This window comes from Microbacterium lacusdiani, from assembly GCF_054779895.1.
Genome location: NZ_BAAGXJ010000005.1, coordinates 1 through 25,472, shown reverse-complemented (window position 1 = coordinate 25,472; position 25,472 = coordinate 1). Strand labels below are relative to the sequence as shown.

The window sequence follows — 25,472 nt, the reverse complement described above, 5'->3', positions numbered from 1 at the left end:
CTCGCATGACGAGGGCGGCATCCGTCGTCTGCGGGCGCGGCATCACGCGAACTGCAGGATCATGCCGTCCTCGGGCTCGGCGGGGATGCGGCGCAGGCTGATGCGGAGATCCTGCTCCGGCACGGTGTAGGCCGGACCCTGCGTGAGCTGCTGCAGCGCCTCGACGAGCAGGTCCACCGTCACGAGCTCGCCGGGGCACCGGTGGGAGGCGAGATGCTCGCCCACGCCCTGGGCCACCACCGCGTGGGGCGAGGCGGTCGCGAACCGTCCGGGGTTGAACACGTCGGGCCGCTCCCAGAGCTCGGGGGAGTGGTCGGTGCCGTAGAGGTCGAGCATCATCCACTGGCCCTCCTCGAACCACTCGCCGTGCAGCTCGAACGGCTCGGTCGCGATGCCGCCGACCATGGGGAAGAACGGGTAGAACCGGCGGATCTCGTCGGCCGTCCAGCGCGTGGCCGCCGCGTCGCCGCCGCGGATCTGCGACGCCCAGTCCGGATGCCGGTGCAGCGCGTGGGCGGCGAAGGCCACGAAGCGGGCGACGGCGACCGTGGGCCGCAGCAGGTTGAGCATCTCGACGGCGGCGACGTCCTCGTCCAGCGGGCGACCGCCCTCGGTGTAGTGCGCGAGGCGCCCCGCGATGGTCTCGCGGTCGCCGGCGGCACGGCGCTCGCGCACGGCCTCCCGGGCCCAGGCCTCGGTGCGCCGGCGGCGGACGCGCGCCTTCCAGTTGAGCGGGCCGACGCTGCCGGCACGTGCGATCATCTCGGTCAGCTCGCCGCACAGCTCGGCCTCGCGGCCGCTGTCGGTGCCGATCCCGGTCCAGCGCAGCGCCGCCCGGGTGAGGGCCCGCGCGGCGACGTCCGCCGCCGGGACCGCGCGATGCGCGTGCTCCGCGGCGGTCTCCGGCCATGCCGCCCGGAACGCCTCGACGAGGCCCGCGCGCTCCTCCTGCGCGAGCGCCAGCATCAGGGCCTTCCGCTCGCCGTGCCGCGGTCCCTCCAGCTGCTGCACGCTGCCCTCGTCCTGCAGGAGGTGGACGACCGAGCGCGGGATGGCGCCTCGCCTCTCGAAGGCATCCGGCTCGCCGAACACGTGCGCCGCCTCGACGCTGCGCGCGACCACGACGGGCCGGGCCAGCAGCCGGGTGCGGAACGCGTCGGCGCCCACGTCGCGGAAGCCCCGCTGCCCGAAGACGTAGCCGTCGCGGGCGAGCCGCCACGTGGCATCCCATCCGGGCAGGTCGGGCACGCCGGTCACGCGGGAGGGGTAGGGCACGATCTGCGTCATGCTCCCGACAGCACCACGCCGGGCACCCGGCGGGTAGGCGCTTGACAAGCGGGCGGCCGGGCTCGAATAGGCTCGTGCCGTGAACGCACAGAACCGCATCGACCCCACGGGTGACCAGGTCCACCTCCGCCGCGAGGGCGGCGCCGGCGAGGTCACGGCGCACATCGCCCAGGTGGGAGCCTCGCTGCGCGGCCTCTCGGTCGGCGGCGTGGACCTCGTGCCGAGGTACCCCGAGGGCGCGCCGACCCCGTTCGGGAGCGGCATCGTGCTCGCGCCGTGGCCCAACCGCATCCGCGACGGCCGCTGGAACGACGGCGGCGCCGAGCGTCAGCTCGACATCACGGAGCCCGCGCGCGACAACGCCATCCACGGGCTGCTGCGCTACGCGCCCTACGCCGTCGACACGAGCGAGGACCGCGCGACGCTCACGGCGATCGTCTACCCGCAGCACGGCTACCCGTACACGCTGCGCACGAGCGTCACCTACGCCCTCGTCGACGACGGCGTCGAGGTGACGCACGAGGTGGTCAACGTGGGCGAGGGCGACGCCGCCGTCGCGCTCGGCACGCATCCGTTCTTCTGCATCGGCGGCGTCCCGACCGCCGACCTCGTCGTCACCGTCCCCGCCGAATCGGTCTTCGAGGTCGACGACCGGCTGCTGCCCACGGGCGAGGCGCCCGTGTCGGGCGAGGTCGATCTGCGCGGCGGCGTCCGCGTGGGCGACGTCCAGCTCGACACCGGCTTCGGATCGCTGGCGCGCGGCGCGGACGGCATCGCCCGCTCGACGCTCACGGCGCCTGACGGCCGGTCCGTCACGATGTGGCAGGACGAGAACTGGGGGTACATCCAGGTCTTCACGACCGACGCGTACCCCGGCCACCCGCTCGCGATCGCGATCGAGCCGATGACGGCGCCGACCGACGCCTTCAACTCGGGCCGCGACGTGCGCCGCCTGGCTCCGGGCGAGTCCTGGACGGCGCGCTGGGGCGTGACGTACTCCGGCTGATCCCGCGGCCGGCACGCGGAGAGGCCCCCGGAGCGCGAGCTCCCGGGGGCCTCTCGTGTGCGAGGGACTACTTCAGGCCGTCGAGGGCGAGCACGTCGTAGGTCTCGCCTCCGACCGCGAGGGTCGAGTCGTCCACGACCTCGCCGGCGGGAACCTCGCCGGTGCCGTCGTCGGCGAACGCGTCGTGGATCGCCACGACCGTGTCGACGCCCTCGCCGCCCGCCATGTCCACGGCCGCGTCGCGGATCGCCGAGTCGACGCCGAAGTTGGCGGAGCCGTCCAGCTTGACGTAGCCGCCGCCCTGGCCCGCGAACGCCTTCGACACGAGCGTCTCGCCCTTGCCCGGCGACTGCTGCGACTGGCCGAGCGGCACGTTCTCGGGCCGTCCGTCGATCAGCGGCTTCGAGTACTGCGCCAGGTCGGTGTACGCCTTGGCGTGCTGCCGCGCCCACGTCACGTTGCTGCTCGTCATCGACAGCGCGAAGGTCTCCAGACCCTCCCAGCCGCGGGAACGGGCCGAGGGACCCGGCGTGCTCCTTCGAGCCGAGCGACCCGACCGAGCGCTCGCAGTGCCACACCCAGGCGTCGCGCTGATCCTGGGGGACCAGCCGGGCGATCATGCCCGCGGTCGGGAAGCGGCCCTGCATCGACGTCGCGCCCCACTGCAGGCGCTTGTGGTTGGGGGTGTTCGCGAGGCTGTGCAGGTACAGGTTCGTGAACTGCGGCCGCTCGATCGAGGCGTCGAGCGCCGTGATGCCGGCGTCCTGCGCGGCGTAGATGCCGGGCAGCGCGATCTGGAGCGTGTAGTTGATGTACTCCAGGCCCTCCTGCATCCAGCCCGTGTCGGTGTAGGCCGCGTCGAGGTGCAGCCCGACCTCGTTGACGAGCATCGGGATGCGCGTCTCGCCCGCGTCGAACCAGCCGTCGCCGCGCGTCGCGAGGCGCAGGGCGAGCTCGCCGCCGCGCGTGACGCCGGTCCAGTTCGAGGCGCGCGTCTCGTCGTCCATGTTGAAGTGGTGCGCGACCTCCATGGCCGCGGCCAGGCGGCCGAGGATGCGGTTCGCGTTCGCGCGCTGCTCGTCGGTCCAGCCGTTGTAGGCCCAGTCGTACGCCTGGGCGAGGACGGGGGCGGGGTTCGCGTCCTCCAGGGGCTGCTTGGTGCCGAGCGGCAGCTTGGCCTCGGCCGCGACGATGCCGTCGTACGCCTTCTGCGCGTAGGACGCGTCGCCCGTGACCTGGTAGGCCAGCGCGGCCTCGGCCGCGTAGCGGCCCTCACCCTCGCCGAAGCCCTGGCCGTACGGGTTGGGGGTGGCGGTCAGGCCCCCGACGACGCGTGCCAGGATGCCGTTCCAGATCTCCTGCGGCTCACCCGGCACGGCGATCTGCTCGCGCACCTTGGCGAGCTTGTCGTCGTCGATCCACAGGCGCGGGTGCGCGAGGTCGGCGACCTTGGCCGAGGCGACGACCTCGCCCGCGGCGTTCACAAGCGCGTAGGCCGCGGGCGCCGATCCCGGAAGGGTGACGGCGCCGCTGAGGCCGGTCGCGCCCGCCTCGACCGTCGCGGGCCCGATCCGCTTGGCCGACTTCAGCGATCCGCTCGCCAGGGTCGCGGGGCCGGAGTACAGCGTGTAGGTCTCGGCCGTGCCCGCGGCGACGCGCCACGCGACGCGCACGCCGTCGGCCTCGGCCGTCGCCGTGAGGACGTCCTTGAGCTGGCGGTCGACGAACGTCGCGGGCGTCGCGGCTGCCGCGGCGTCGGTCGTGGCCAGGACGGCGCCGGCGGCATCCTTCGCGACCACGCGGTAGTGGTAGGTCGTGCCCGGCTGCGTGGTGGCGTCCTCGGCCATCGTGGTCGCGGGCACGGAGCGCACGAGCGTGTCGGCGGACGGCTCGAAGCCGGCCTCGGTCGAGCGGTGGATGTCGTACGAGGCCGGGGTGCCGGAGAGCACCGCGAACGTCCACTTCAGCTCGACCTCTCCCGTGGGCTGCACGGCGGGCGACGTGATCGCGACGTGCTCGACGCTGTCGACCGCGACGTGCGATTGCCTGAGACTAGGGAGTGCTCGGGCGGCATGTCAACACCCGTCGAGCGGTTCGAAAGATCCGAAACCTGCATATCGATATGCCTGGTCGGAGGGCAGAACCCTCAGTCGCCGCCGGGGTGATGCGGCGGACCCGGTGGGCGACAATGGAGACCATGAGCCACGCCGGGAGGGCTGCCGCGCGGCGTCGGCTGCGCGCGCGGCGCAGAGTGCGCGCCGTCGCGCTGCGGATCCTCGCCGTCGCGCTCGGGATGGGGGCGTTCGCCGTCCTCTCGCCGCTGCTCGCGGGCGCCGAGAAGGCGAGCGCGGTGCCTTCCCTCGTCGACCAGCCGCCGGTGGCGGCCGCGCTCCCGGCCCCGCGCGTGGAGCAGGTCGAGGCATCGGAGGCGCCCTGCGAGGCGCCGGAGGTCGTCGCCGCGCTCCGCGACTCCGATGCGGACGCTCTCGTGGCCGCGTTCGGTGGCGGGGAGTCGCTGCGGCAGGCGGTGCTCGACGGCGCGGCGCCCTGCGTGCGCCTGGACGATCCGGCGATGCCGTGGGTGGTCGTCAACAAGCTGCGTCCGCTCGATCCGATCGACTATGCGCCGCGGGAGGTGCGCCGGCCCGCGGCGCGCGTCGCCGACGTCGGTCTTCGTGCCGACGCCCTGGCCGCCTTCGAGCGGCTCGCCGACGCCGCGGCCGAGGGTGCCGGGAGGATCGCGCTGTACAGCGGGTACCGCTCCTACGACACCCAGGTCTCGACCTATGCGGCGCAGGTGGGCGCGCGCGGCGGCGGGGCGGACGCCCTGTCCGCCCGTCCCGGTCACAGCGAGCATCAGCTGGGGCTGGCCGCCGACGTCGTGGCGTGCGGCGCGTGGGGGTGCGGCGACATCTATGAGGTGGGCGGGACCGCGCAGGGGCGCTGGCTCGCCGAGAACGCGTGGCGCTACGGATGGATCGTCCGCTACGAGGCCGGGCGCAGTGAGACGACCGGCTACGACGCCGAGCCCTGGCACCTGCGCTACGTGGGCCGGGGCATCGCCGAGGCGTACCAGGCGGGCGGCTTCCACACGCTCGAGGAGTTCTTCGGCCTGCCTGCCGCGCCGGACTACGACTGAGCGCTCAGAACAGCGTCGCGGCCTCCGGGATCGCGCGTCGCTCGGTCGCCCTCGTCGCCGCGGCCCGCCCGCGCGAGGTCGTCACGACCCGCGACGCCGTGGCGGCCGCCGGCGCGGGCCGGCGCCACGGATCCCCGTCGGAGCGGCCGTCGAGCCGGTGCGCCCGGATGAGCGGTCGGATGCGCTGCGACAGCATCGTCCGGTACGCCTGCGGCGCGTTGACGGAGGCGCCCGGATACAGGCCGCGGTAGGCGGGCAGGAGCTCCGGATGCTCGCGCGCGAGCCAGCGCATGAACCACGGCTTCACGCCGGGGCGCAGGTGCAGCGCGCCGTGCACGACCCTGGCCGCGCCCGCGGCCTTCACCCGAGCGAGTGCGGCGTCGAGCGCCTCGGGGGAGTCGGAGAGGTGGGGGAGGATCGGCATCAGGAACACTGACACCGCGAAGCCCGCGTCGGCCGCGGCGCGCACCGTGTCGAGGCGGGCCTGCGCCGTCGGTGTCCCCGGCTCGATCGCCTGCTGCAGCTCGTCGTCGTAGACCGCGATGGAGAAGGCGAGCTGGATCGGCACATCCTGCTTCAGCCGCGTCAGCAGCGGCAGGTCGCGCCGCAGCAGCGAGCCCTTGGTCAGGATCGAGAAGGGCGTGCCCGACTCCGCCAGAGCGGTCGTGATGCCCGGCATGAGCTTGTAGCGACCCTCGGCCCGCTGGTACGGATCGGTGTTCGTGCCGAGGGCGACCGGCTCACGGCGCCACGACGAGCGCGCGAGCTCCCGCCGCAGCACCTCGTCGACGTTCACCTTCACGACGATCTGCGAGTCGAAGTCGCGCCCGGCATCCAGGTCGAGATACTCGTGCGTCCCCCGGGCGAAGCAGTTGTGGCTGATCACGCCGTTCGCGACGAAGTCCCCCGTCCCGGTGGTGATGTCCACCATGTCGATGTCGTGCCCGAGGTCGTCCACGGACACGACATGCAGATCGGCGGCGGTCTTCACAGCGTCGCCGATGAGCTGCTGCTTCCGGCTGAGCGCCGGCCGGGTGGCGTCGAAGAACCGCTGCCGCATCGGCAGCCCTCCTGTCACTCGCACGGACCGCACGCCGTTGGGCCGGGGTGGTTCGATGACGCACGGGATGCCGACGGCCTCCAGGGACTCAGCGGTCAGGGAGAGCAGTTCTTCATCCTTGTTGCTGATCCGCAGGACGCCTCGCGAGCAGCTCCCCTCCGCATCGAAGATTCCGGCGAGGAAACCAGCCCGCCATTCGCGGGACCGCGTTCGCGGGATCGTGATCAGATGCTCGATCGCCGCGACGTCTTCCACGCGTGCGGTGTGGATCGCGATCATCTGCTTGCGTGCGCCCTCCGCGGCGCTGAAGGTTCGCGTTCGCGTGGGAACGCCGGAACGATCGAGGAAGTCCCGCGATCGGTCCAGGGCGGCGCGGTCGGTCTCCGTGAGCGCCAAGCGGAACATGTGGATGTCGCGGATGCGATCCGCGCTCCGATACGAGCGATGGAAGATCATCCCGTCGCCCCGGATCATGCCGGCGAGGTAGCCGCGTCGGTAGTGCGGCGTCGGCGATGCGGAGTCGGGCGGCGGCCCGCCGATGCCGAATCCCATCAAGCGGTTGAGGGCGGTGAGGTGGGGGCGCTGCTCGGGGCCCGTGGTGGCGCCGTGGACATGCTTCCAGCCCCTGTCGGTCAGGAACCGATGGTCGCCGCTCGCCGTGATCTCGGTGCCGTCGGCCAGCGTGACGCGATACGCGCGCTTTCTCGACGGCCACTTCGCGCGGACCGTCGTGCGCACGTAGCGTCGGTAGACACCGTGCCGCTCGGTGCCGACGACCTCGTCGCCGACGCGGATCTCGCGAAGCGGAACCTGGCGGCCGTCGGCCCGCAGGATCAGGGTGTCTGGGCTGAGGCAGTACACGCAGGCATGGGTGCATCCGCGATACGGGTTGATCGTCCAGTCGAACGGCGTGCTGCTCGAGCGCGGCACATGGTTGAGGGCCGACTTGGCGGCGACCTCGTGGAACGTCACGCCCGCGAATTCGGGCGTCGTCACCGAGCGGACGAGTCCGTCGAGCTGCTCCATTCCGGGCAGCGCGTCGGGGTCCGAGACGCCGAGCTCCTGTCCCTGCCATCGCATGGATTCATCGAACACCCGTTCTATCGCCAAGTCAAGCGAGATCAGAACACATGTGCGAAGCGATCCGGCCCTGGTGGCGCGGGTGCGCGCGTGCGAGACTGCGGGCATGACCGCGCGACTCGCCCTCCGAACCCTGGCTCCGATCGTCCTGGCCGGATCGCTGCTGATCGCCGGCTGCTCGGCCGGCGGCGAGGAGGAGGCGCCCGAGGGGGCGACCCCGCCCGCGGAGTCCTCCGCGCCCGCGGAGACGCCCGCGGACGAGGCGCCGTCGGGCGAGGTGGTCGATGAGGCCGTGCTCGAGGGGTACGTCGTGGCCGCGGGGCTCGAGCCGATCGACATCGAGGCCATGGGTGGGGTCGAGGGGCTCAGCGGCCTCTTCGCGGATGCGGAGATCGAGCCCGCCGAGTGCGCGGCCGCGGTCGAGAGCGGGCTCGCCATCGCGGAGACGAGCGAGAGCAGCATGGCCGTGGGCGTCGACGAGGCGACCGGCCAGTCGGGCGGAGTGGTGAGCTTCGCGGAGGCGTCGATCGCCGACGGCGCCGTGGAGTCGGGCCTGTCGAACATCGACGGCTGCGGCGAGATCACGATCACCATGGCCGACGGGACGTCGGTGACGAGCACCATCAGCGAGGTCCCGGTGTCGATCGACGGCGCCGACTCGGCGTACGGGGTGCAGACCGACTCGGTGATCGAGGGCACCGGCGCGATGAGCTCCGTGACCGTCACGGCGCTGGTCGACTCGCTCGTCGTGACCGGCAGCGCGATCGGCGGTGCGGAGGCGGCATCGGGCGCAGAGGACGTCGCCCAGCGGCTCGTGGACGCGATCGCGGCGGGCTGACCTACACCTTGCGGCGCCGCGGCGTGAGCCGCACCTGGGGCATGGGCGGGGCGGGGATGCGCTCGTCGCCGTGCGTGACGACGTGGCCGAACCGCTCGGACCCGGCCTCCCACTCCTCGCGGGCCTCGACGATCTCGTCGTGGTCCCGGCCCACGAAGTTCCACCACATCACGAGGTCGTCCGCGAACGGCTCCCCGCCCAGGAGGAAGAACATCGCGCCGCCGATCGTCGAGACCTCGATGCCGTCGCGGTTCACGCCGAGGTAGAGCAGGTCCAGGGCGCCGAGCGCGGTCGGCTCCCCCGCTCGCCCCGCGTGCGCGACGAGGTCGCCCTCCACCCCCGCGATCGCGTACTCCCAGTCGCGGCGGAACGGGATGCGCACGCGCGATCCCGGCGCCAGCACGACCTCCGCGCCCACGATCGGCGTGTAGACGGTGGCGGGGGACACGACGTCTCCGAGCTCGCCGACGACCACCGTGGCGTCCGCGTCGGCGCCCTCGAGGGCCGGGAGCCTCAGCGTCGGCAGGTCGGCATGGCGCTCGAAGTCCGGACCGCCGTGGCGGCGGCTCTCCGGGAGGGCGATCCACAGCTGCAGCGCGTCGAGCGGGATGGGATCGTCGCCGACCGAGTACTCCGAGTGGGAGATGCCCCGGCCCGACGTCATGATGTTCAGCACGCCGCGGCTGATCGTGACGTCGCTGTCGATGCTGTCGCGGTGGCGGACCTCGCCCACCAGCGGCCACGTCACGGTCTGCAGTCCGATGTGCGGGTGGGGCTCCACCCGCATCAGCGCCTCCTGCGGCCCGAAGCGGTCGAAGAAGCACCATGCGCCCACGGTCGGCAGGTCGCGCTGCGGCAGCGAGCGGTGAACCGCCATGGCCCTGACGCCGCCGAGCGGCACCTCGCGGGGCTCGAGCAGCAGCTCACGAGGGCCGTCGCACGCGTCGGCGGTGAGGTCCCACTCGTCGGTCGCGGCGTCGAGGCGCGTCATGCCGGGGACTCGCCCTGCGTCGCCGCGTCGAGCGGGGTGCCGCCCGGCCACTCCACGACCGCGCCGGCCACCTCGTTCTTCTGCAGATACGCCGCCACGAACGGGCACAGGGGGATGATCGTGTCTCCGCGGCGCGCGACGTCCGCGAGCGCCTCGGAGGCGAGCGCGTCGCCGAGCCCCTGCCCGCGGAAGGCGGGATCGATCTCGGTCGCGATCATCCGGATCCGGCCCTGGCCCTGCTCGAACCGGATGAAGCCGGCGACCGTGTCCTCGTGGGTCGCGTCCGACAGGTGCAGCTCGTACCGGCTCGCGTCGTCGTTGCGGGTCACCTTCAGGTCTGCCATGCGGGCTCCTTCCGTCGGGCTCCCACGCTACGGCGTGGCGCCGACGCGGGGAAGGCTCGTCCCCAGGGCCGGAGGGCGCCGGGTCGCCGGCGACGCCCAGGGGGCGTGTCGGAGCCCGCGCCTAGACTCGAGCGCGTGACCCCGAGCACCCCCGAACCGAGCAGCGCCCGCGCGGGCGCGGCCGGCTGGGGGTCCTGGGCGCCGACGGATCCCGACGACCAGGGCGGCCCCGGCGACTGGATGCCGTACGAGCCGCCGCCCTACGACGAGCCGCCCTTCGACCCGTATCTCGACGCGCCGCCGCCCGACGACTGGGCGCCGCCCGCTGCGGATGCCTCGGGCCCGGCCCGCCGCTCGGCCCGCGTCGCGGCGCCGGGCGTCGCGAGCGGTGTGCGCCCGTCGGTCTACGCGACGCCCCTCGAGGCGCTCAAGACCGTCTACGGCTACGACGCCTTCCGCGGCGATCAGCGGCAGATCGTCGAGCACGTGGTCTCGGGCGGCGACGCCGTCGTGCTGATGCCCACGGGCGGCGGCAAGAGCGTCTGCTACCAGGTGCCCGCGCTCGTCCGCGAGGGCACGGGCCTCGTGGTCTCGCCGCTCATCGCGCTCATGCACGACCAGGTCGACGCGCTCGTCGCGAACGGCGTGCGCGCCGCGTACCTCAACTCGACCCAGGCGCCGGACGAGCGGGCGCGCGTCGAGCGCGCGTACGTCGCCGGCGAGCTCGACCTGCTGTACGTCGCCCCCGAGCGCCTCAACGGCGAGCAGACGCTGTGCCTGCTGGAGCGCGGCACGCTGAGCGTGATCGCGATCGACGAGGCCCACTGCGTGTCGCAGTGGGGCCACGACTTCCGTCCCGACTACCTCGCGCTCGGCGGCCTCGGCGAGCGGTTCCCGGGCGTCCCGCGCCTCGCCCTCACGGCGACCGCCACGCCCGAGACGCACCGTGAGATCACGGAGCGCCTGCGGCTGCCCTCCGCCCGCCACTTCGTGGCGAGCTTCGACCGGCCCAACATCCGCTACCGGATCGACGCGAAGACCGAGCCGCGCCGGCAGCTGCTGGACTTCATCCGCTCGCAGCCCGAGGGCGCGGCCGGGATCGTCTACGCGCTGAGCCGCAACTCGGTGGAGCAGACCGCGACCTACCTCGCCGGTCAGGGCATCGACGCCATCCCGTACCACGCGGGGCTCGATGCGGCGACGCGGGCGCGGCACCAGTCCCGCTTCCTCCGCGAGGACGGCGTCGTCGTGGTGGCGACGATCGCGTTCGGGATGGGCATCGACAAGCCTGATGTGCGCTTCGTCGCACACATCGACCTGCCCAAGTCGGTCGAGGGCTACTACCAGGAGACCGGGCGCGCGGGCCGCGACGGCCTGCCCGCGCAGGCCTGGATGGCCTACGGCCTGGGCGACGTCGTGCAGCAGCGGCGGATGATCCAGCAGTCCGACGGCGACCGCGCGATCCAGCAGCGGCAGGGGCAGCACCTCGACGCGATGCTCGCGCTGTGCGAGACGGTCGGATGCCGGCGCCAGAACCTGCTGGGTTACTTCGGGCAGCGGTCCGAGCCCTGCGGCAACTGCGACACGTGCCTCACGCCGCCCGAGACCTGGGACGGGCTCGTGCCCGCGCAGAAGCTGCTGTCGACCGTCGTCCGGCTCAAGCGCGAACGCAACCAGGCGTTCGGCGCCGGCCACCTCATCGACATCCTGCGAGGCGCGTCGACCGACCGGGTGCGCAAGCTGGGCCACGACTCGCTCGCCACGTACGGCATCGGCGCCGACCTGTCCGAGCAGGACTGGCGCAGCGTCATCCGCCAGCTCCTCGCGCGCGGCCTCCTGGTCGCGCAGGGCGAGTACGGCACCCTCGCGCTGAGCGAGGCGAGCGGCGGCGTGCTGCGCGGCGAGACGCCCGTGCCGCTGCGCCGCGATGTGATCGGGCGGGCCTCCCGCTCGGGCGGCGGCGCTCGCAAGGCGTCCGCCGCCGACCAGCTCGCGCCCGAGCACCGCGATCTCTTCGAGGCGCTGCGCGCGTGGCGCGCGGACCAGGCGCGCGAGCAGGGCGTCCCCGCCTACATCGTCTTCGGCGACGCCACTCTGCGCGCGCTCGCCGAGCACCGCCCCGCCTCCCTCGAGGCACTATCCGGCATCAGCGGCATCGGCGAGCGCAAGCGCGAGGCGTACGGCGCCGCCGTGCTCGCCGTCATCGCCGCGCACTGAGCGCGGGCTGCGCCCGACCGGACCCGTGGCAGGATCCGAGCACCCGCCGCCGCGCGCTCCCTGTGGCGCCCGCACAATCGCGCCGCCGACGGTCGGCGCGCGAGGCTGTAGACGACGCACAAGCCCCTCGCGCCCGGCTTGTCGCAGACCTACGGTGATCACATCGCCCCCTCCGTCCCCGTCGAGGCGGGCCCGGCCCATTCCACGATCCCCGTGAGAGGCAGACATGGCAGACACCGCTGTTCGCCCCCAGACCGCTGACCAGACGCCCGCCCACAAGGCCGGGCCCGAGGTCGCGCCGCGCATCGACATCCCGCTGGTCACCGATCGGCTGCTCGGCACGTGGGCGGACGTCCGCCGCGCGTCGCGCGAGATGCTGAAGGACTCCGCGTTCTGGCGCGTCGACGGGCTCACCCACCACGAGCACCGCGCGCGCGTGTACGAGCAGCTCGGCAAGCTCGTCGAGCACAGGTCGATCTCGCGCGCGCTCCCGGTCGAGTACGGCGGCGAGAACAACAACGGCGGCAACCTCGCGAGCTTCGAAGAGCTTCTCCTCGCCGACCCGAGCCTCCAGATCAAGGCCGGCGTGCAGTGGGGCCTGTTCGGCTCCGCGATCTACCAGCTCGGCACGAAGAAGCACCACGACAAGTGGCTCCGCGACGTGTTCGAGCTGAAGATCCCCGGCGCGTTCGCCATGACCGAGACCGGCCACGGCTCGGACGTCGCCGCGATCGGGACCACCGCGACCTACGACGCGGCGACCGAGGAGTTCGTGATCCACACGCCGTTCCGCGGCGCCTGGAAGGACTACCTCGGCAACGCCGCGGTCGACGGCCGGGCGGCGACCGTGTTCGCGCAGCTCATCAGCGGCGGCGTGAACTACGGCGTGCACTGTTTCTTCGTGCCCCTTCGCGACGAGGACGGGCAGTTCCTGCCGGGCGTCGGCGGCGAGGACGACGGCGTCAAGGGCGGCCTCAACGGCATCGACAACGGCCGTCTGCACTTCGACCACGTGCGCGTGCCGCGCGAGAACCTGCTCAACCGCTATGGCGACGTCGCGCCGGACGGCACGTACTCGAGCCCGATCGCCAGCCCGGGCCGCCGCTTCTTCACGATGCTCGGCGCGCTCGTGCAGGGCCGCGTCTCGCTCGACGGGTCGGCCACCACGGCGGCGGCGCTGGCGCTGAACATCGCGATCACCTACGGCAACCAGCGCCGCCAGTTCGCCGGCGCGACCGGCGCCGAGACGGTCCTGATGGACTACGCGAAGCACCAGCGTCGCCTCCTGCCGCGGCTCGCGATCACGTACGCGCAGGCGTTCGCGCACGACGAGCTGCTGCAGAAGTTCCACGGCGTGTTCGGCGGCGAGACCGACACCGAGGAGAACCGCGAGGACCTCGAGACCCTCGCGGCCGCGCTCAAGCCGCTGTCGACCTGGCACGCGCTGGACGCCATCCAGGAGGCCCGCGAGGCCTGCGGCGGCGCGGGCTACCTCGCCGAGAACCGCCTCGTGACCCTGCGTCAGGACCTCGACGTGTACGTCACCTTCGAGGGCGACAACAACGTGCTGCTGCAGCTCGTCGGCAAGCGCCTGCTCGCGGACTACGCCAAGCAGCTGCGCAGCAAGGACCCCAAGGAGATCGCCGCCTTCGTGGTCGGCCAGACCGCCGGCAAGGTGTTCCACGGGGCGGGCCTGCGGCAGCTCGGGCAGGCGGTCGCGGACTTCGGATCCACGGCGCGATCCGTGGAGCTCGGCCTGCGCGCCAAGGACCAGCACGAGCTGCTCGCCGACCGCGTGCAGAGCATGGTCGGCGAGCTCGCGGCGCGCCTGCGTCCCGCGTCCAAGCTCGACCCGGTCGCGGCCGCCGACTTGTTCAACGAGAACCAGGTCGAGCTGCTCGAGGCGGCCCGCGCCCACGGCGAGCTCCTGCAGTGGGAGGCGTTCACCGACGCCGTGGCCTCGATCCCCGACGAGGACACCCGCCAGGTGATGATCTGGCTCCGTGACCTCTTCGGTCTGACGCTGATCGAGAAGCACCTCGCCTGGTACCTCATGCACGGCCGCCTCTCCAACCAGCGCGCGATGGCCGTGCAGCGCTACATCGACCGCCTCTGCCGCCGCCTGCGCCCGCACTCGCAGGACCTCGTCGACGCGTTCGGGTTCGCGCCCGAGCACGTGCGGGCCCCCATCGCGTCGGGTGCCGAGCAGAGCCGCCAGGATGAGGCCGCCGCGCACTACGCCGAGCTGGTCGCGACCGGGCAGGCGCCCGCGCGCGAGAAGAAGCCGCCGCGCGAGAAGAAGCCCGCTCGACGCTGATCTTCCATCGCGCACGCGGGTCCGGGGAGTTCCCGGGCCCGCGTGCGCGTCCGTGCGGGGGAGAGGTGCCCTGGTCGGGGCCGGGGAGGCGCTGAGCGGGCCGATTAGGATACCGGTCAGGAGTCGGCGAGGGGGTGCGCGATGAAGACTGTGTCCTGGGCACGGGTGCGTCCGCGCACGCTCGCGGGCGCCTCAATCGTCACGGTCGCCGCGCTCGGCGTCACGACCATGGCCGTCGCGTACGAGGGCAACCCGACCACCGAGCTCGACCTCCACGACGGATCAGTCTGGATCACCAAGGCCGATGAGCAGTGGGTCGGCCACTTCAACAGCGAGTCACAGGTCCTGGACGGGCGCCTCGTCACGCCGTCCGCCGACTTCGACGTCCTGCAGGACGGCGACCGGATCCTCATGCAGGACCTGGGCGACGGGACGCTCGGCCCCGTCGACAACGTGGGGGTGTCCCTGGGTGACCGGGTGCAGCTGCCCGGCGGAGCCGAGATCGACTACGCCGCCCGCACGATCGCGGTCCTCGACACCGCCGAGGGCGAGCTCTTCGTCATCCCCTACGACGGTCTCGCGTCCTTCGCCGTGGCCGACGCCGATCCTGTGCTCGAGAAGCTGGGGGAGAACGCGGCCGTCACGGTCGGCCGTGACGGCACCGTGTACGTCGCCTCGCCGTCCGAGGCGACGCTGTACACGGTCCCCGTGACGGAGGAGGGCGAGGCCGAGAAGCCGTCCGAGCGGGCGCTCGAGGGCGTCGACGAGTCGTCGCAGCTGTCCGTGACCTTGGTGGCCGGCCGCGCGGTGATCCTCGACGAGACGACCGGGTCCGTCATCATCCCGGACGGGCCGACGGTCGCGCTCGAGGAGCCCGAGGACGCGCGCCTCGCGCTGGACGCGGCCGACGGGGACGCGGTCGTCGTCGCGACGCGCACCGAGCTGCTGAGCATCCCGCTCGACGGCTCCGAGCCCGAGGCCGCTCCCGCCGGAGCCCTGACGGGCACCCCCGCCGAGCCCGTGTGGCTCAACGGCTGCGCTTACGGCGCGTGGATGGAGTCGGGACGGTTCGTGCGCGACTGCGTCGGCGAGCAGCACGACCTCGCGATGCCGATCCCGGAGTACAAGGCCGAGGGCGAGCTGCGCTTCCGCGTGAACCGCGACGTCGTGATGCTCAACAACGTGCTGAGCGGGGCGGCCTGGCTCGCGAGCGACCAGCTGCAGAAGGTCGACAACTGGGACGACCTGACGCCCCCGAAGGGCGACGGCGTCGAGAACCCCGACCCGACCACGGTCCAGGTGCCGGATCCCAGCCCACCCGACCGTGGCGAGGACAACACGCCCCCGGTCGCCAACCCCGACACGTTCGGCGTGCGCGCCGACGCCGCGACGATCCTGCCCGTGCTCGACAACGACAGCGATCCGGACGGCGACGTGCTCACCGTCACGCTGCCGGACGGCGCGCCCGACGGCGTCACGGTGACGCCGATCAACGACGGCACGTCGCTGCAGATCACCGTGCCGGACGGGGTGTCGAGCGTCGACTCCTTCACGTACGAGGTGAACGACGGCCGCCCCGGCGGCACGGCTCAGGCGCAGGTGCGCGTCGAGGTCCGAGGCGAGGACGAGAACACGCCGCCGAAGCAGCTGCGGCAGATCGCCATCCCCGTCGAGTCGGGCAGCTCCGTCACCTACAACGTGCTGCCGGACTGGGTCGACCCCGACGGCGACAACCTCTACCTCGAGTCGGTCACGCCCGCCGAGGGCGACGAGGCGGAGTTCACGGCGGACGGCCGCATCACCTACCGCGCCATCTCGGGCGACCAGGGCCTGGTCGACGTCAACATCGTCGTCTCGGACGGCCGCTCGAGCATGGCGGGGCTGCTGAAGCTCGACGTGCGCGCTCCCGGGTCCACGCCGCCGCTCGCGACCGCCGACCACCTGGTCGTGCGCGCGGGGCAGCAGGGCACGGTTTCGCCCCTGGCCAACGACCTGAGCGCCAGCGACGAGCCGCTCGAGCTCACCCAGGTGAGCGAGGTGCAGGGCGCGACGATCGTCCCCGACTTCGCATCGGACACGTTCACCTTCGAGTCGGACACGGTGGGCACCTACTACGTCGACTACCTCGTGACGACGTCGGGGACCACGCCGGTGCCGGGCCTCGTGCGGGTGGACGTCATCGAGCCCGTCGAGAGCGAGGAGCCGCCCGTCGCGGTGCGCGACGTCGCGCTGCTCCCGGTCGGCGGCGACGCACTGGTGAACGTCCTGGCCAACGACTCCGACCCGGCGGGCGGCGTGCTCGTGGTGCAGTCCGTGGACGTGCCCGACGATGCAGGCCTCGCGGTCTCGGTGATCGGCCATGAGACGCTGCGCGTCACGGACCGCGGCATGACCGGCGAGGGCGGTCAGGTCACCATCCGCTACACGATCTCGAACGGCGTCGCGCCGTCGGTCCAGGGCGAGGTCGTCGTGATCGCCATGCCCGCGCCGGCCAAGCTGCGTGCGCCGATCGTCAACGAGGACACCGCCGTCGTGCGCGTCGGCGACGTCGTGACGATCCCGGTGCTCGACAACGACTACCACCCGAACGACGACGAGTTCCACCTCGATCCGGAGTCGGTCCGGCTCGACACGGAGGGCGCCGGCGAGGCCTTCGCGGCCGAGGACGACGTGCGCTTCCACGCGGGCGACGAGCCCGGCACGGCGTACGTGACCTACACGGCCGTGGACAGCACGGGACAGCGGGCGACCGCTCCGGTCGCGATCCAGGTGCTCCCGCTCGGCGAGGAGAACAACAACGCCCCGCGGCCCGAGGACGTCGAGTCGCGCGCGCTGGACGGCAGCACGACGAGGATCACGATCCCGCTCGACGGCATCGACCCCGACGGCGACTCGGTCGAGCTGGTCGGCATCGACTCGGGCCCGAAGCTCGGCACGATCCTCGAGAGGGGAGCGAACTACCTCGACTACGAGGCCTCGCGCGGCTCGACCGGAGTGGACACGTTCACGTACCGCGTGCGCGACAGCCTCGGCGCCGAGTCGACGGCCACGATCCGGGTGGGCGTCGCGCCCGCCGCCGCGCAGAACCAGGCTCCGTTCGCGGTGCGCGACAGCCTCGCGATGCGGCCCGGTCGCGTGGTGGCGGCCGCGGTCAAGGAGAACGACTCCGACCCCGACGGCGACACCATCGGCATCGTGCAGGGGACGGACGGGCTCGTGCTCGGCGAGAACCCGCAGGTCGAGGCGGAGGCGGTCGGCGAGCGCGTGGTCGTGACGGCGCCGGACCACGAGCTCGAGACCTCGCTGCAGTACACGATCGAGGACGAGCACGGCGCGCAGGCGAAGGGCGTGCTGCAGGTCACGGTCGACGAGGACGTGCCGCTGCAGGCGCCGATCGCGCGCGACGACCGCGTGCTGCTCGAGGACATCGATCTCGAGGAGCAGACCGCGCAGATCGACCTGCTGCTGAACGACGAGGACCCCGACGGCACGGCGACCGCCGAGACGCTCGGGATCCAGCTCGCGCCCGACGACTCGGCCCAGCTGCTCGCGGACGGGATCGTGAGCGTCCGGCTCGAGGAGCGGCGCCGCCTGATCAAGTACACGATCACGGACCAGGACGACCAGGTCGCGCACGCGTTCATCCACGTCCCCGGCCAGGAGGATCTGCGTCCGAGCCTGATCTCGACCGAGCCTGTGGAGGTCAAGAGCGGCGAGCGCATCGACCTCCCGCTCGCGGAGTACGTCCGCTCGGCGGACGGCGGGGATGTGCGCATCACGGAGGCCGAGAAGGTCTCGGCCGGCCGCAGCGACGGCTCGTCGCTCGTGATCGACGAGCGGACGCTCACCTACCGGTCGGCCGACCGGTACGCGGGCAAGGACGCGATCACGTTCGAGGTGACGGACGGCGACGGACCCGACGACCCGAACGGGCGCGTGTCGACGCTGTCCATCCCGATCACGGTCACGCCGCCCGACAACCTGCCGCCCGAGATGCTCGGCGGCGCCGTCACGGTCGGCGCGGGCGACTCGCAGCCCGGCACGCTCGAGCTCTCCGGCCTCGCGACCGACGTCGACGAGGACCCGCTGTCGTTCTCGCTGGGCGAGGTGCCGGCCGGTCTCCAGGCGACCATCGCCGGAGGATCCACGCTGGAGGTCCGGGCCGACGCCGACCAGAAGGGCACGGTCGCGTCGATCCCCGTGACCGTCGACGACGGCCAGGACAATCCGACGAGCCCCGAGCCCGTCACCTCCGAGATCGAGGTCACCGTCACGGCGTCCACGCGCGAGCTGCCCACGGCCAGCGACGACACGTTCGACACGTGGAACCAGGGCGAGACGCGCTCGGTCGACGTGCTCGCCAACGACTTCAACCCCTTCGAGGGCGAGGCTCCGCTCGAGGTGATCGACGCTTCGCTCGAGACGGGCGAGGGCACGGTCCAGTTCGACGGCAGCAGCGTGACGGTCACCCCCGCGGAGGACTACCAGGGGCGTTTCGTCGCCCGCTACACGGTGCAGGACGCCACGGGCGACCCCGACCGCACGGCCGAGGCGCGCGTCAACGTGACGGTGCAGGGGCGGCCGGACGCTCCCGGCAAGCCGCGCGTGACCAACGTCCAGAGCCGTCAGGTCACCATGACGTGGCTGCCGCCCGCCGACAACGGCGCGAACATCACGGGCTACAAGGTGACCGCGGTCAAGGGCGGCGAGTACGAGGCCGACTGCCCCGAGACGACCTGCACGCTCACGGGCCTCACGAACAACGTGACGTACGCGTTCACGGTGACGGCGATCAACAGCGTGGGGGAGTCCGACGCCTCGCCCGTCAGCCAGGACGCGCGGCCGGACGTGCGCCCCGAGCGCCCGCTCGCGCCGCAGATCCCCGAGTTCCGCGACAGCGGACTGCTCGTGACGTGGAAGGCGCCCCGCACCGAGGGCTCTCCCATCACGAAGTATGAGCTCGAGATCACGCCTGCCCCGCCGAGCGGCATCAACGTCAAGACCGTGCCGGCCGGCACCACCCAGCTCTGGTGGGACGGCCTGCAGAACGGCACCGCGTACTCCGTGCGGGTGCGCGCGCACAACAGCGCGCCGGACCCGTCGGAGTGGAGTCCGCAGTCGCCCACGAACATCCCCGCGAAGCCGCCGGCCGCTCCGCCCGCCCCGGTCGCGCAGCGCCAGAGCAGCATCGGCCCGACGCCTGGGGGCATCGAGGTGTCGTGGAACGCGGTGACGGGCCCGGAGGCGGGCGGCGACGCCGTCGACGCGTACCAGGTGCAGGCGTACCAGGGCGGCAGCCCGTACGGCTCGGCGCAGACCGTGGGCGGCACCCGTGCGGTGTTCTCCCTGCCCGCCAGCAACTCGGACTACACGTTCACGGTGCGGGCCAAGAACAAGGCCGGGTGGGGCGGCACGAGCGCGCACAGCGCACCGCTGCGCCAGTTCACGTCGCCGACCGCACCGGGCAAGCCCACCGTGCGCGAGGGCGACGGGCGGATCGACGCGTCGTGGGCGCCCGCGACCGCTGAGGGCGCCAGCGGGAACGAGATCCACTACGAGTACAGCGTCAACGGCGGCGGATGGCAGCCTGCCGGCACCGCGACGTCGGCGACGATCACCGGCCTGAACAACGGCTCGACCTATCGCGTCGCGGTACGCGCCTACGCGGTCGCCAACGGCGCGACCTCCGAGCCCGGGGCTCCCTCGCCGGAGTCCGACCCCGCCGTGCCGTACGGCCAGCCGACGGCCCCGCACGTCAAGGCCACTCGCGGCGGAGACCTCGGCCGCGGGATCTGGTACGAGTGGAGCAGCCCGAGCAGCTCGAACGGCCGTTCGGTCACGGCGCTGCAGATCCGCATCGACGGCGGGCGCTGGCAGGACCGCCCGCTGAGCGGGTCCTTCTTCGAGCAGTACGACTACGACCAGCGCCACACGATCGAGGGACGCGTGCAGACAGTGTGGGGCTGGAGCGACATCTCCTTCGACGCCGCGACGACGGCGCCGCGCCCGCAGCCGTCCGTGCGCGTCTTCCAGCAGGGTGACGCGGGCGACGAGCCGAACTGCGACTCGGGCAACTGCGAGTGGATGTGGCTGGGATACGAGAATCTCCCGTCCGGCAACTACACCGTGCAGTGCTACAGCGGCAACAGCGGCCAGTACTACGCGACATGGCGGGGCCACCTGTCCGGCACGGGCAGCAAGAACATGGGGTGCTACTACGGCTTCACGGGCACCCAGGTGCACCTGAAGGTGGAAGGCCCGTACAGCGCCAAGACGCCCTCGATCACGTGGCGATAGCAGACGACGAAGGATGACGACATGACGATGACCCCCGAACAGGCGGCCTGGTTCCAGGGCACGTTCGGCCGCCTGGTCGACAACGTCGACAAGGCGCTGATGGGCAAGCGCGAGGTCGTGGGCCTCGTGCTTGCGGCGATGCTCGCCGAGGGTCACGTGCTGCTCGAGGACGCGCCCGGGACGGGCAAGACCAGCCTCGCCAAGGCGCTCGCCGCCACCGTGCAGGGCACGTCGAGCCGCATCCAGTTCACGCCCGACCTGCTGCCGAGCGACGTGACCGGCGTGACGATCTACGACCAGCAGTCGCACACGTTCGAGTTCCACCGCGGCCCCGTGTTCGCCTCGATCGTGCTCGCCGACGAGATCAACCGCGCGTCGCCCAAGACGCAGTCGGCGCTCCTCGAGGTCATGGAGGAGTCGCGCGTCACGGTCGACGGCACCCCGCATGAGGTGGGGCGCCCGTTCCTGGTGATCGCGACGCAGAACCCGATCGAGCAGGCGGGCACCTACAAGCTGCCCGAGGCGCAGCTCGACCGCTTCCTGATCAAGACCTCGATCGGCTACCCCACCCTCGACGTGACCGAGCGCATCCTGGCGGGATCCGCCGAGCGCAACCCGTCGGCCCACCTGAGCGCGATCATCACGACCAGCGCGGTGTCCGACATGGCCGACCTGGCCTCGACCGCGCACGTCGAGCCCGCCGTGCTGCGCTACGCCGCGGAGCTCGCCGAGGCGACGCGCGAGGACAGGGACACGCGCCTGGGCGTCTCGGTGCGCGGCGCGATCGCGATCGTGCGCCTGGCCAAGGTGTGGGCCGCCGCGCAGGGACGCCACTACGTGATCCCGGACGACGTGAAGTCGCTGGCCCAGCCCGTCTGGGCCCACCGCCTGGTGATGGACCCCGAGGCGGAGTTCGTGGGGACCACGCCCGAGTCCGTGATCGCCCGAGTGCTCGAGAAGGTGGCGGCGCCGCAGGCCCGCGCCGCGAGCGTCTGACCGCGCCGAGACGGATCCAACCCGACCGGATGACCACCGCAGCCGAGCCCGCGACCGCGCCCGTCCCTCCGGACGACCGCGCGGCGTCGGGCGAGCGCGCGTCGACGGCGGCGGAGCCCGCCCAGGCGAGCTGGCGCGAGGTCGGGCTGTACCTGCTGGAGCGCGCCGGCCACGCGCTGCGGCGAGCCGCCGGGGTCGTGCGGCCCATCGGCTGGGTCCTGATCGCGGTCGCAGTCGTGCTGTGGACCGTGGGGCCCTGGATGGGCTGGCGCGAGGTGACGGTCGCCGCCGTGGTGGTGACCGTGGTGCTCGGGCTGTGCCTGCTGTTCCTGATCGGGCGCACGACCTACGACGTCACGCTGGACCTGACGCGCACCCGCGTGGTCGTGGGGGAGCGCGCGGTCGGCGCCCTGACGCTGGCCAACTCGGGCGGCCGGGCCATCCTGCCGTCGCGCGTGGTGCTGCCGGTCGGCGCCGGGCGCGGCGTGTTCGGGGTCAAGCACCTGGCCCCCGGCGAGGAGGTCGAGGAGCTCTTCGCGATCCCCACGGTCAAGCGCGCCGTGCTCCCCGTCGGCCCCGTCAGCATCGTGCGCGGCGATCCGCTCGGCCTGTTCGAGCGCGTCGACAGCCGCGACGAGCCGGTCGACCTCTACGTCCACCCGCGAACGGTGCGTTTCGAGGGCCAGTCGCTGGGCTTCGTGCGCGACCTCGAGGGCATGGTCTCGCGGGAGCTGGCGCGCGACGACATCGCCTTCCACGCCCTGTCGGAGTACCAGCCGGGCGACGATCTGCGGCACGTGCACTGGCGCTCGACCGCCCGCACGGGCACGATCATGGTCCGCACCTACGAGCAGACCCGGCGCTCGCACTTCGTGATCGGCCTGTCGACCAACCCGGCCGAGTACGCGGACGAGGACGAACTGGAGCTCGCCGTCTCGGCGGCCGGCTCCCTGGGCCTGCGCGCGCTGCGGGACTCCTACAAGGTGGATGTGCGCACCCAGTCCGGGCGCCTGCGCACCGAGTCGCAGAAGCACCTGCTCGATTCGCTCTCGGGAGTCGAGCCCTCGCGTCCGAAGGCGGGCGGCACGACCGCGCTCGCCGGATCCATCGCCGCCGCCGCCCCCGCGGCGAGCGTGGTCGTGCTGGCCTGCGGCAGCCGCGTCACCGCCGCCGAGCTGCAGGCCGCGATCTCGCGTCTGCCGCTCGGCTCGCGCGTCCTGGCCGTGGTCGCGGCGCTCGGGCAGGAGCCGGGCCGGCGTCGCATCGGCGAGGCCGACGTGATCACTGTCGGCGACCTCGACCAGCTCGCCCCCTCGCTGCGGAGGGTGCTGGCGTGAGGTCGACCCTGCTGCCGCCCCCGACCGAGGCTCCGCCCGCGCCCCCGGCTCCTCCGCAGTCGACGCGTCGCGCGGCGCGCACCGCCCCGGTCCGGCTCCCCGCCCGCCGGTGGGCCCTCGATCTCGGGGCCGTCGCGCTGCTGCTGCTCGTGCCGGTGATCGGCTTCTGGCCGACGTTCGGCGGCCCCGTGGTGCTGCTCGCCGGGCTCGGCGCCCTCGCCCTGGGCCTCGGGATCGCCGTCGTCGGCACGCTGCGCCGCTGGGGCGTGCTCCTGCTGGCCGCCGCCGTCGTGGTCGCGTACTTCGTCTTCGGAGCCGCGTTCGCGCTGCCGCACACCGCGCTGCTCGGCGTCATCCCGACGCTGGAGACCCTGCGCCTGCTGGCGGTGGGCGTCGTGACGTCCTGGAAGTCGCTGCTCACCACGGTCGCGCCCGTGTCGTACGAGGACGGCCACCTCATCGTGCCGTTCCTTCTGATCCTGATCTTCACCGTCCTGGCCGCGAGCCTGGCCCTGCGGGTCCGGCCGCCCGCCTGGGCGCTGCTGCCGGCGGGCGCGTGCCTGGCCCTGCAGATCGCGCTCGGCACCTCGGAGCCAGCCGCGCCGATCATCCAGGGCGTGACGCTCGCGGTCGTGGCGATCGTGTGGCTGGCTCTGCGCGAGGCGTGGGCTCCGACCCGCAGTGCGATCTCGCTGTCGTCCGAGGACGAGCGAACGGAGGACCGCCGCCACGTGCTGCGCCGCGTGGGCGCCGCGGCGGGCGTGCTCGCCGTGGCGTGCGCGGCGGGAGGCGCATCCACGGTGCTCGCCCCGCCGAACGAGGTGCGGTACGTCATCCGCGACGTGATCATCCCGCCGTTCGACATCCGCCAGTTCCCGAGCCCGCTGCAGGACTTCCGCATCTACGTCGACAAGTTCGCCGACACGCCGCTGTTCACGGTCACGGGGCTGCCCGCCGGCGCGCGCGTGCGCCTGGGCACCATGGACGCCTACTCGGGCGTGGTCTACAACGTCGCCGAATCGTCGAGCGCGTTCACGCCGCTGCGCTCCAACATGGCCGGGGACGCCGAGGGGCGGACGGCCGAGCTGCGGGTCGAGATCGGCGCGTACTCGGACGTGTGGCTGCCCGACGCCGGTCACGTCGACGCGGTGCGGTTCGAGGGCGCCGACGCCGAGGACCTCCGCCGGGCGACCTACTTCAACCCGTCGACCGGCACCGGAATCGTGACGACCGGGCTCAGCGAGGGCGACGCGTACACGGTCACGGCGGTCATCCCGGACGAGCCCAGCGAGTCCGAGCTCGCCGAGGACCGCTTCGCCGACGTCGAGATCCCGCGGCCGAACGCCGTGCCGGAGAAGCTCGGCGAGCTCGCATCCGACGCGATCTCGGAGGCCGAGGCGCGCACGCCGATCGAGAAGGTCAAGGCCCTCGAGACGTTCCTGTTCGAGTCGGGGTACTTCACCCACGGCATCGAGGAGGGCGAGTACTCGCCCTCGGGTCACGGATCCGCGCGCCTGGCGAGCATGGTCAGCGCCGATCAGCTGGTGGGCGACGACGAGCAGTACGCGACGCTGATGGCCCTGATGGCGAACGAGGTCGGGATCCCGGCGCGCGTCGTGATGGGCTTCCACGCCGGCGAGGACGCGCGCGGCGAGCTCGTCGCGAACGGCGACAACCTGCACGCGTGGGTCGAGGTGGCCTTCGCCGAGTCCGGATGGGTCGCGTTCGATCCGACCCCGGACGAGGACAAGGAGCCCAAGGACCAGACCACCCAGCCGAAGACCGACCCGCAGCCGATGCCGCTGCAGCCGCCGCCCCCGCCCAAGGAGGAGGCGGACGAGCCGCCGCTCGTGCCCGAGGACCGCGAGTCCGAGGACGAGGCCGACCCGCTGCCGGGATACCTCGGACTGATCCTCGCGATCGGCGGCATCAGCCTCGGCACCATCGCGCTCCTGCTCGCGCCGTTCGTCATCATCGGCGGGCTGAAGGCCGCGCGGCGCCGCAGGCGGCGCGAGGCGCCCGTCCCCGCCGACCGCATCAGCGGCGGCTGGGAGGAGCTCACGGACCGCGCCGCCGACTTCGGGCGGACGGTGCCGGTCGGCGCCACGCGGTACGAGCAGTCGGCGCACCTCACGCCCGTGCTGGAGGAGCCGCGCGTCACGACGCTCGCCCTCCGCGCGGACGCGAGCGTGTTCGGCCCGGGGGAGCCCACGCCGACGGAGATCGAGGCGTTCTGGGCCGAGGTGGACGACGTCGTCGGGGGGATGAACAGGAAGGCCTCGTTCTGGACGAGGCTGAAAGCGCGGCTGAACGTGCGGTCGCTGGCCAAGGGCTCGTCGCTCGCGACGCGCGTGCGGTCTCTGCGCGAGACGGTCTCCGCTCGGCAGAAGGAAGGCTGACATGACCACGCCCAACCCGTATGGACCCCCCGCCCCCGGCTCTGTGCCGGGCCCGCCGGCGTACCCGTCGCACCCGGCGCCGCCCGCGCCGCCGCAGGGCGCGGGGTCCGGATGGCCGCAGCCGGCGTGGCCCGCCGCGCCGCAGCACCCCGCCGCGCGTGCGG

At 72.8% G+C, this 25,472-nt stretch carries 15 protein-coding genes; 10 read left to right on the top strand and 5 right to left on the bottom strand.

The annotated features are described in order from the left end of the window. Nucleotides 1-42 precede the first annotated feature (42 nt). Nucleotides 43-1,287 carry a cytochrome P450 gene (locus ACYVGN_RS05610; protein ID WP_460789358.1) on the bottom strand — a complete coding sequence of 415 codons (1,245 nt, stop codon included), beginning with the start codon at nucleotides 1,285-1,287 and terminating at the stop codon, nucleotides 43-45. Nucleotides 1,288-1,366: 79 nt separating this feature from the next. On the opposite strand from ACYVGN_RS05610, the gene ACYVGN_RS05605 reads away from it, so the two are divergent. Next, a complete protein-coding gene (locus ACYVGN_RS05605) occupies nucleotides 1,367-2,293 on the top strand; it encodes an aldose 1-epimerase family protein (protein WP_230667576.1) in 927 nt (308 codons plus the stop codon). A 67-nt stretch (nucleotides 2,294-2,360) separates the two neighbouring features. Here the strand turns inward: ACYVGN_RS05605 and ACYVGN_RS05600 are convergent, their stop codons facing one another. Beyond that, entirely contained in the window at nucleotides 2,361-2,765 is a 405-nt protein-coding gene (locus tag ACYVGN_RS05600; RefSeq protein ID WP_460789356.1) for a hypothetical protein, read from the bottom strand. Nucleotides 2,766-2,991: 226 nt separating this feature from the next. Here ACYVGN_RS05600 and ACYVGN_RS05595 point away from each other — a divergent pair, with 226 nt between their 5' ends. Both ACYVGN_RS05595 and ACYVGN_RS05590 read left to right on the top strand, forming a co-directional pair. Further along, nucleotides 2,992-4,458: a hypothetical protein gene (locus ACYVGN_RS05595; RefSeq protein WP_460789355.1), complete on the top strand. Its 1,467-nt coding sequence runs from the start codon at nucleotides 2,992-2,994 to the stop codon at nucleotides 4,456-4,458. A 32-nt stretch (nucleotides 4,459-4,490) separates the two neighbouring features. Further along, nucleotides 4,491-5,432: a M15 family metallopeptidase gene (locus ACYVGN_RS05590; protein ID WP_460789353.1), complete on the top strand. Its 942-nt coding sequence runs from the start codon at nucleotides 4,491-4,493 to the stop codon at nucleotides 5,430-5,432. 4 nt (nucleotides 5,433-5,436) lie between these two features. On the opposite strand, the gene ACYVGN_RS05585 is transcribed toward ACYVGN_RS05590, so the two are convergent. After that, nucleotides 5,437-7,572, bottom strand: a complete 2,136-nt coding sequence (locus tag ACYVGN_RS05585; protein ID WP_460789352.1) for an intein-containing Rv2578c family radical SAM protein — start codon at nucleotides 7,570-7,572, stop codon at nucleotides 5,437-5,439. A gap of 106 nt (nucleotides 7,573-7,678) precedes the next feature. Between ACYVGN_RS05585 and ACYVGN_RS05580 the strand changes: the two genes are divergently transcribed. Continuing rightward, nucleotides 7,679-8,410: a sensor domain-containing protein gene (locus ACYVGN_RS05580; RefSeq protein WP_134745290.1), complete on the top strand. Its 732-nt coding sequence runs from the start codon at nucleotides 7,679-7,681 to the stop codon at nucleotides 8,408-8,410. Between the two features lies 1 nt (nucleotide 8,411). Here the strand turns inward: ACYVGN_RS05580 and ACYVGN_RS05575 are convergent, their stop codons facing one another. After that, a complete protein-coding gene (locus ACYVGN_RS05575) occupies nucleotides 8,412-9,401 on the bottom strand; it encodes a pirin family protein (RefSeq protein WP_460789350.1) in 990 nt (329 codons plus the stop codon). Further along, nucleotides 9,398-9,745: a GNAT family N-acetyltransferase gene (locus tag ACYVGN_RS05570; protein WP_460789348.1), complete on the bottom strand. Its 348-nt coding sequence runs from the start codon at nucleotides 9,743-9,745 to the stop codon at nucleotides 9,398-9,400. The genes ACYVGN_RS05575 and ACYVGN_RS05570 overlap by 4 nt, the downstream gene beginning before the upstream one ends. A 240-nt stretch (nucleotides 9,746-9,985) precedes the next feature. Between ACYVGN_RS05570 and recQ the strand changes: the two genes are divergently transcribed. The 6 genes from recQ to ACYVGN_RS05540 all read left to right on the top strand — a co-directional run bounded on the left by recQ (nucleotide 9,986) and on the right by ACYVGN_RS05540 (nucleotide 25,308). After that, on the top strand, nucleotides 9,986-11,962 hold the full coding sequence (recQ, locus tag ACYVGN_RS05565; RefSeq protein ID WP_460789498.1) for a DNA helicase RecQ: 1,977 nt from the start codon (nucleotides 9,986-9,988) through the stop codon (nucleotides 11,960-11,962). Nucleotides 11,963-12,188: 226 nt separating this feature from the next. After that, nucleotides 12,189-14,279 (top strand): acyl-CoA dehydrogenase family protein, encoded by a 2,091-nt coding sequence (locus tag ACYVGN_RS05560; RefSeq protein ID WP_460789347.1) that lies wholly within the window; start codon nucleotides 12,189-12,191, stop codon nucleotides 14,277-14,279. Nucleotides 14,280-14,420: 141 nt separating this feature from the next. Beyond that, entirely contained in the window at nucleotides 14,421-20,576 is a 6,156-nt protein-coding gene (locus ACYVGN_RS05555) for an Ig-like domain-containing protein (RefSeq protein ID WP_460789345.1), read from the top strand. A gap of 21 nt (nucleotides 20,577-20,597) precedes the next feature. Beyond that, entirely contained in the window at nucleotides 20,598-21,572 is a 975-nt protein-coding gene (locus ACYVGN_RS05550; RefSeq protein WP_460789343.1) for an AAA family ATPase, read from the top strand. 29 nt (nucleotides 21,573-21,601) lie between these two features. Further along, on the top strand, nucleotides 21,602-22,909 hold the full coding sequence (locus tag ACYVGN_RS05545; RefSeq protein ID WP_460789342.1) for a DUF58 domain-containing protein: 1,308 nt from the start codon (nucleotides 21,602-21,604) through the stop codon (nucleotides 22,907-22,909). Beyond that, complete coding sequence (locus ACYVGN_RS05540) at nucleotides 22,906-25,308, top strand: transglutaminase-like domain-containing protein (protein WP_460789340.1); 2,403 nt, start codon at nucleotides 22,906-22,908, stop codon at nucleotides 25,306-25,308. Before ACYVGN_RS05545 ends, ACYVGN_RS05540 begins: the two co-directional genes overlap by 4 nt. Nucleotides 25,309-25,472: the final 164 nt, after the last annotated feature.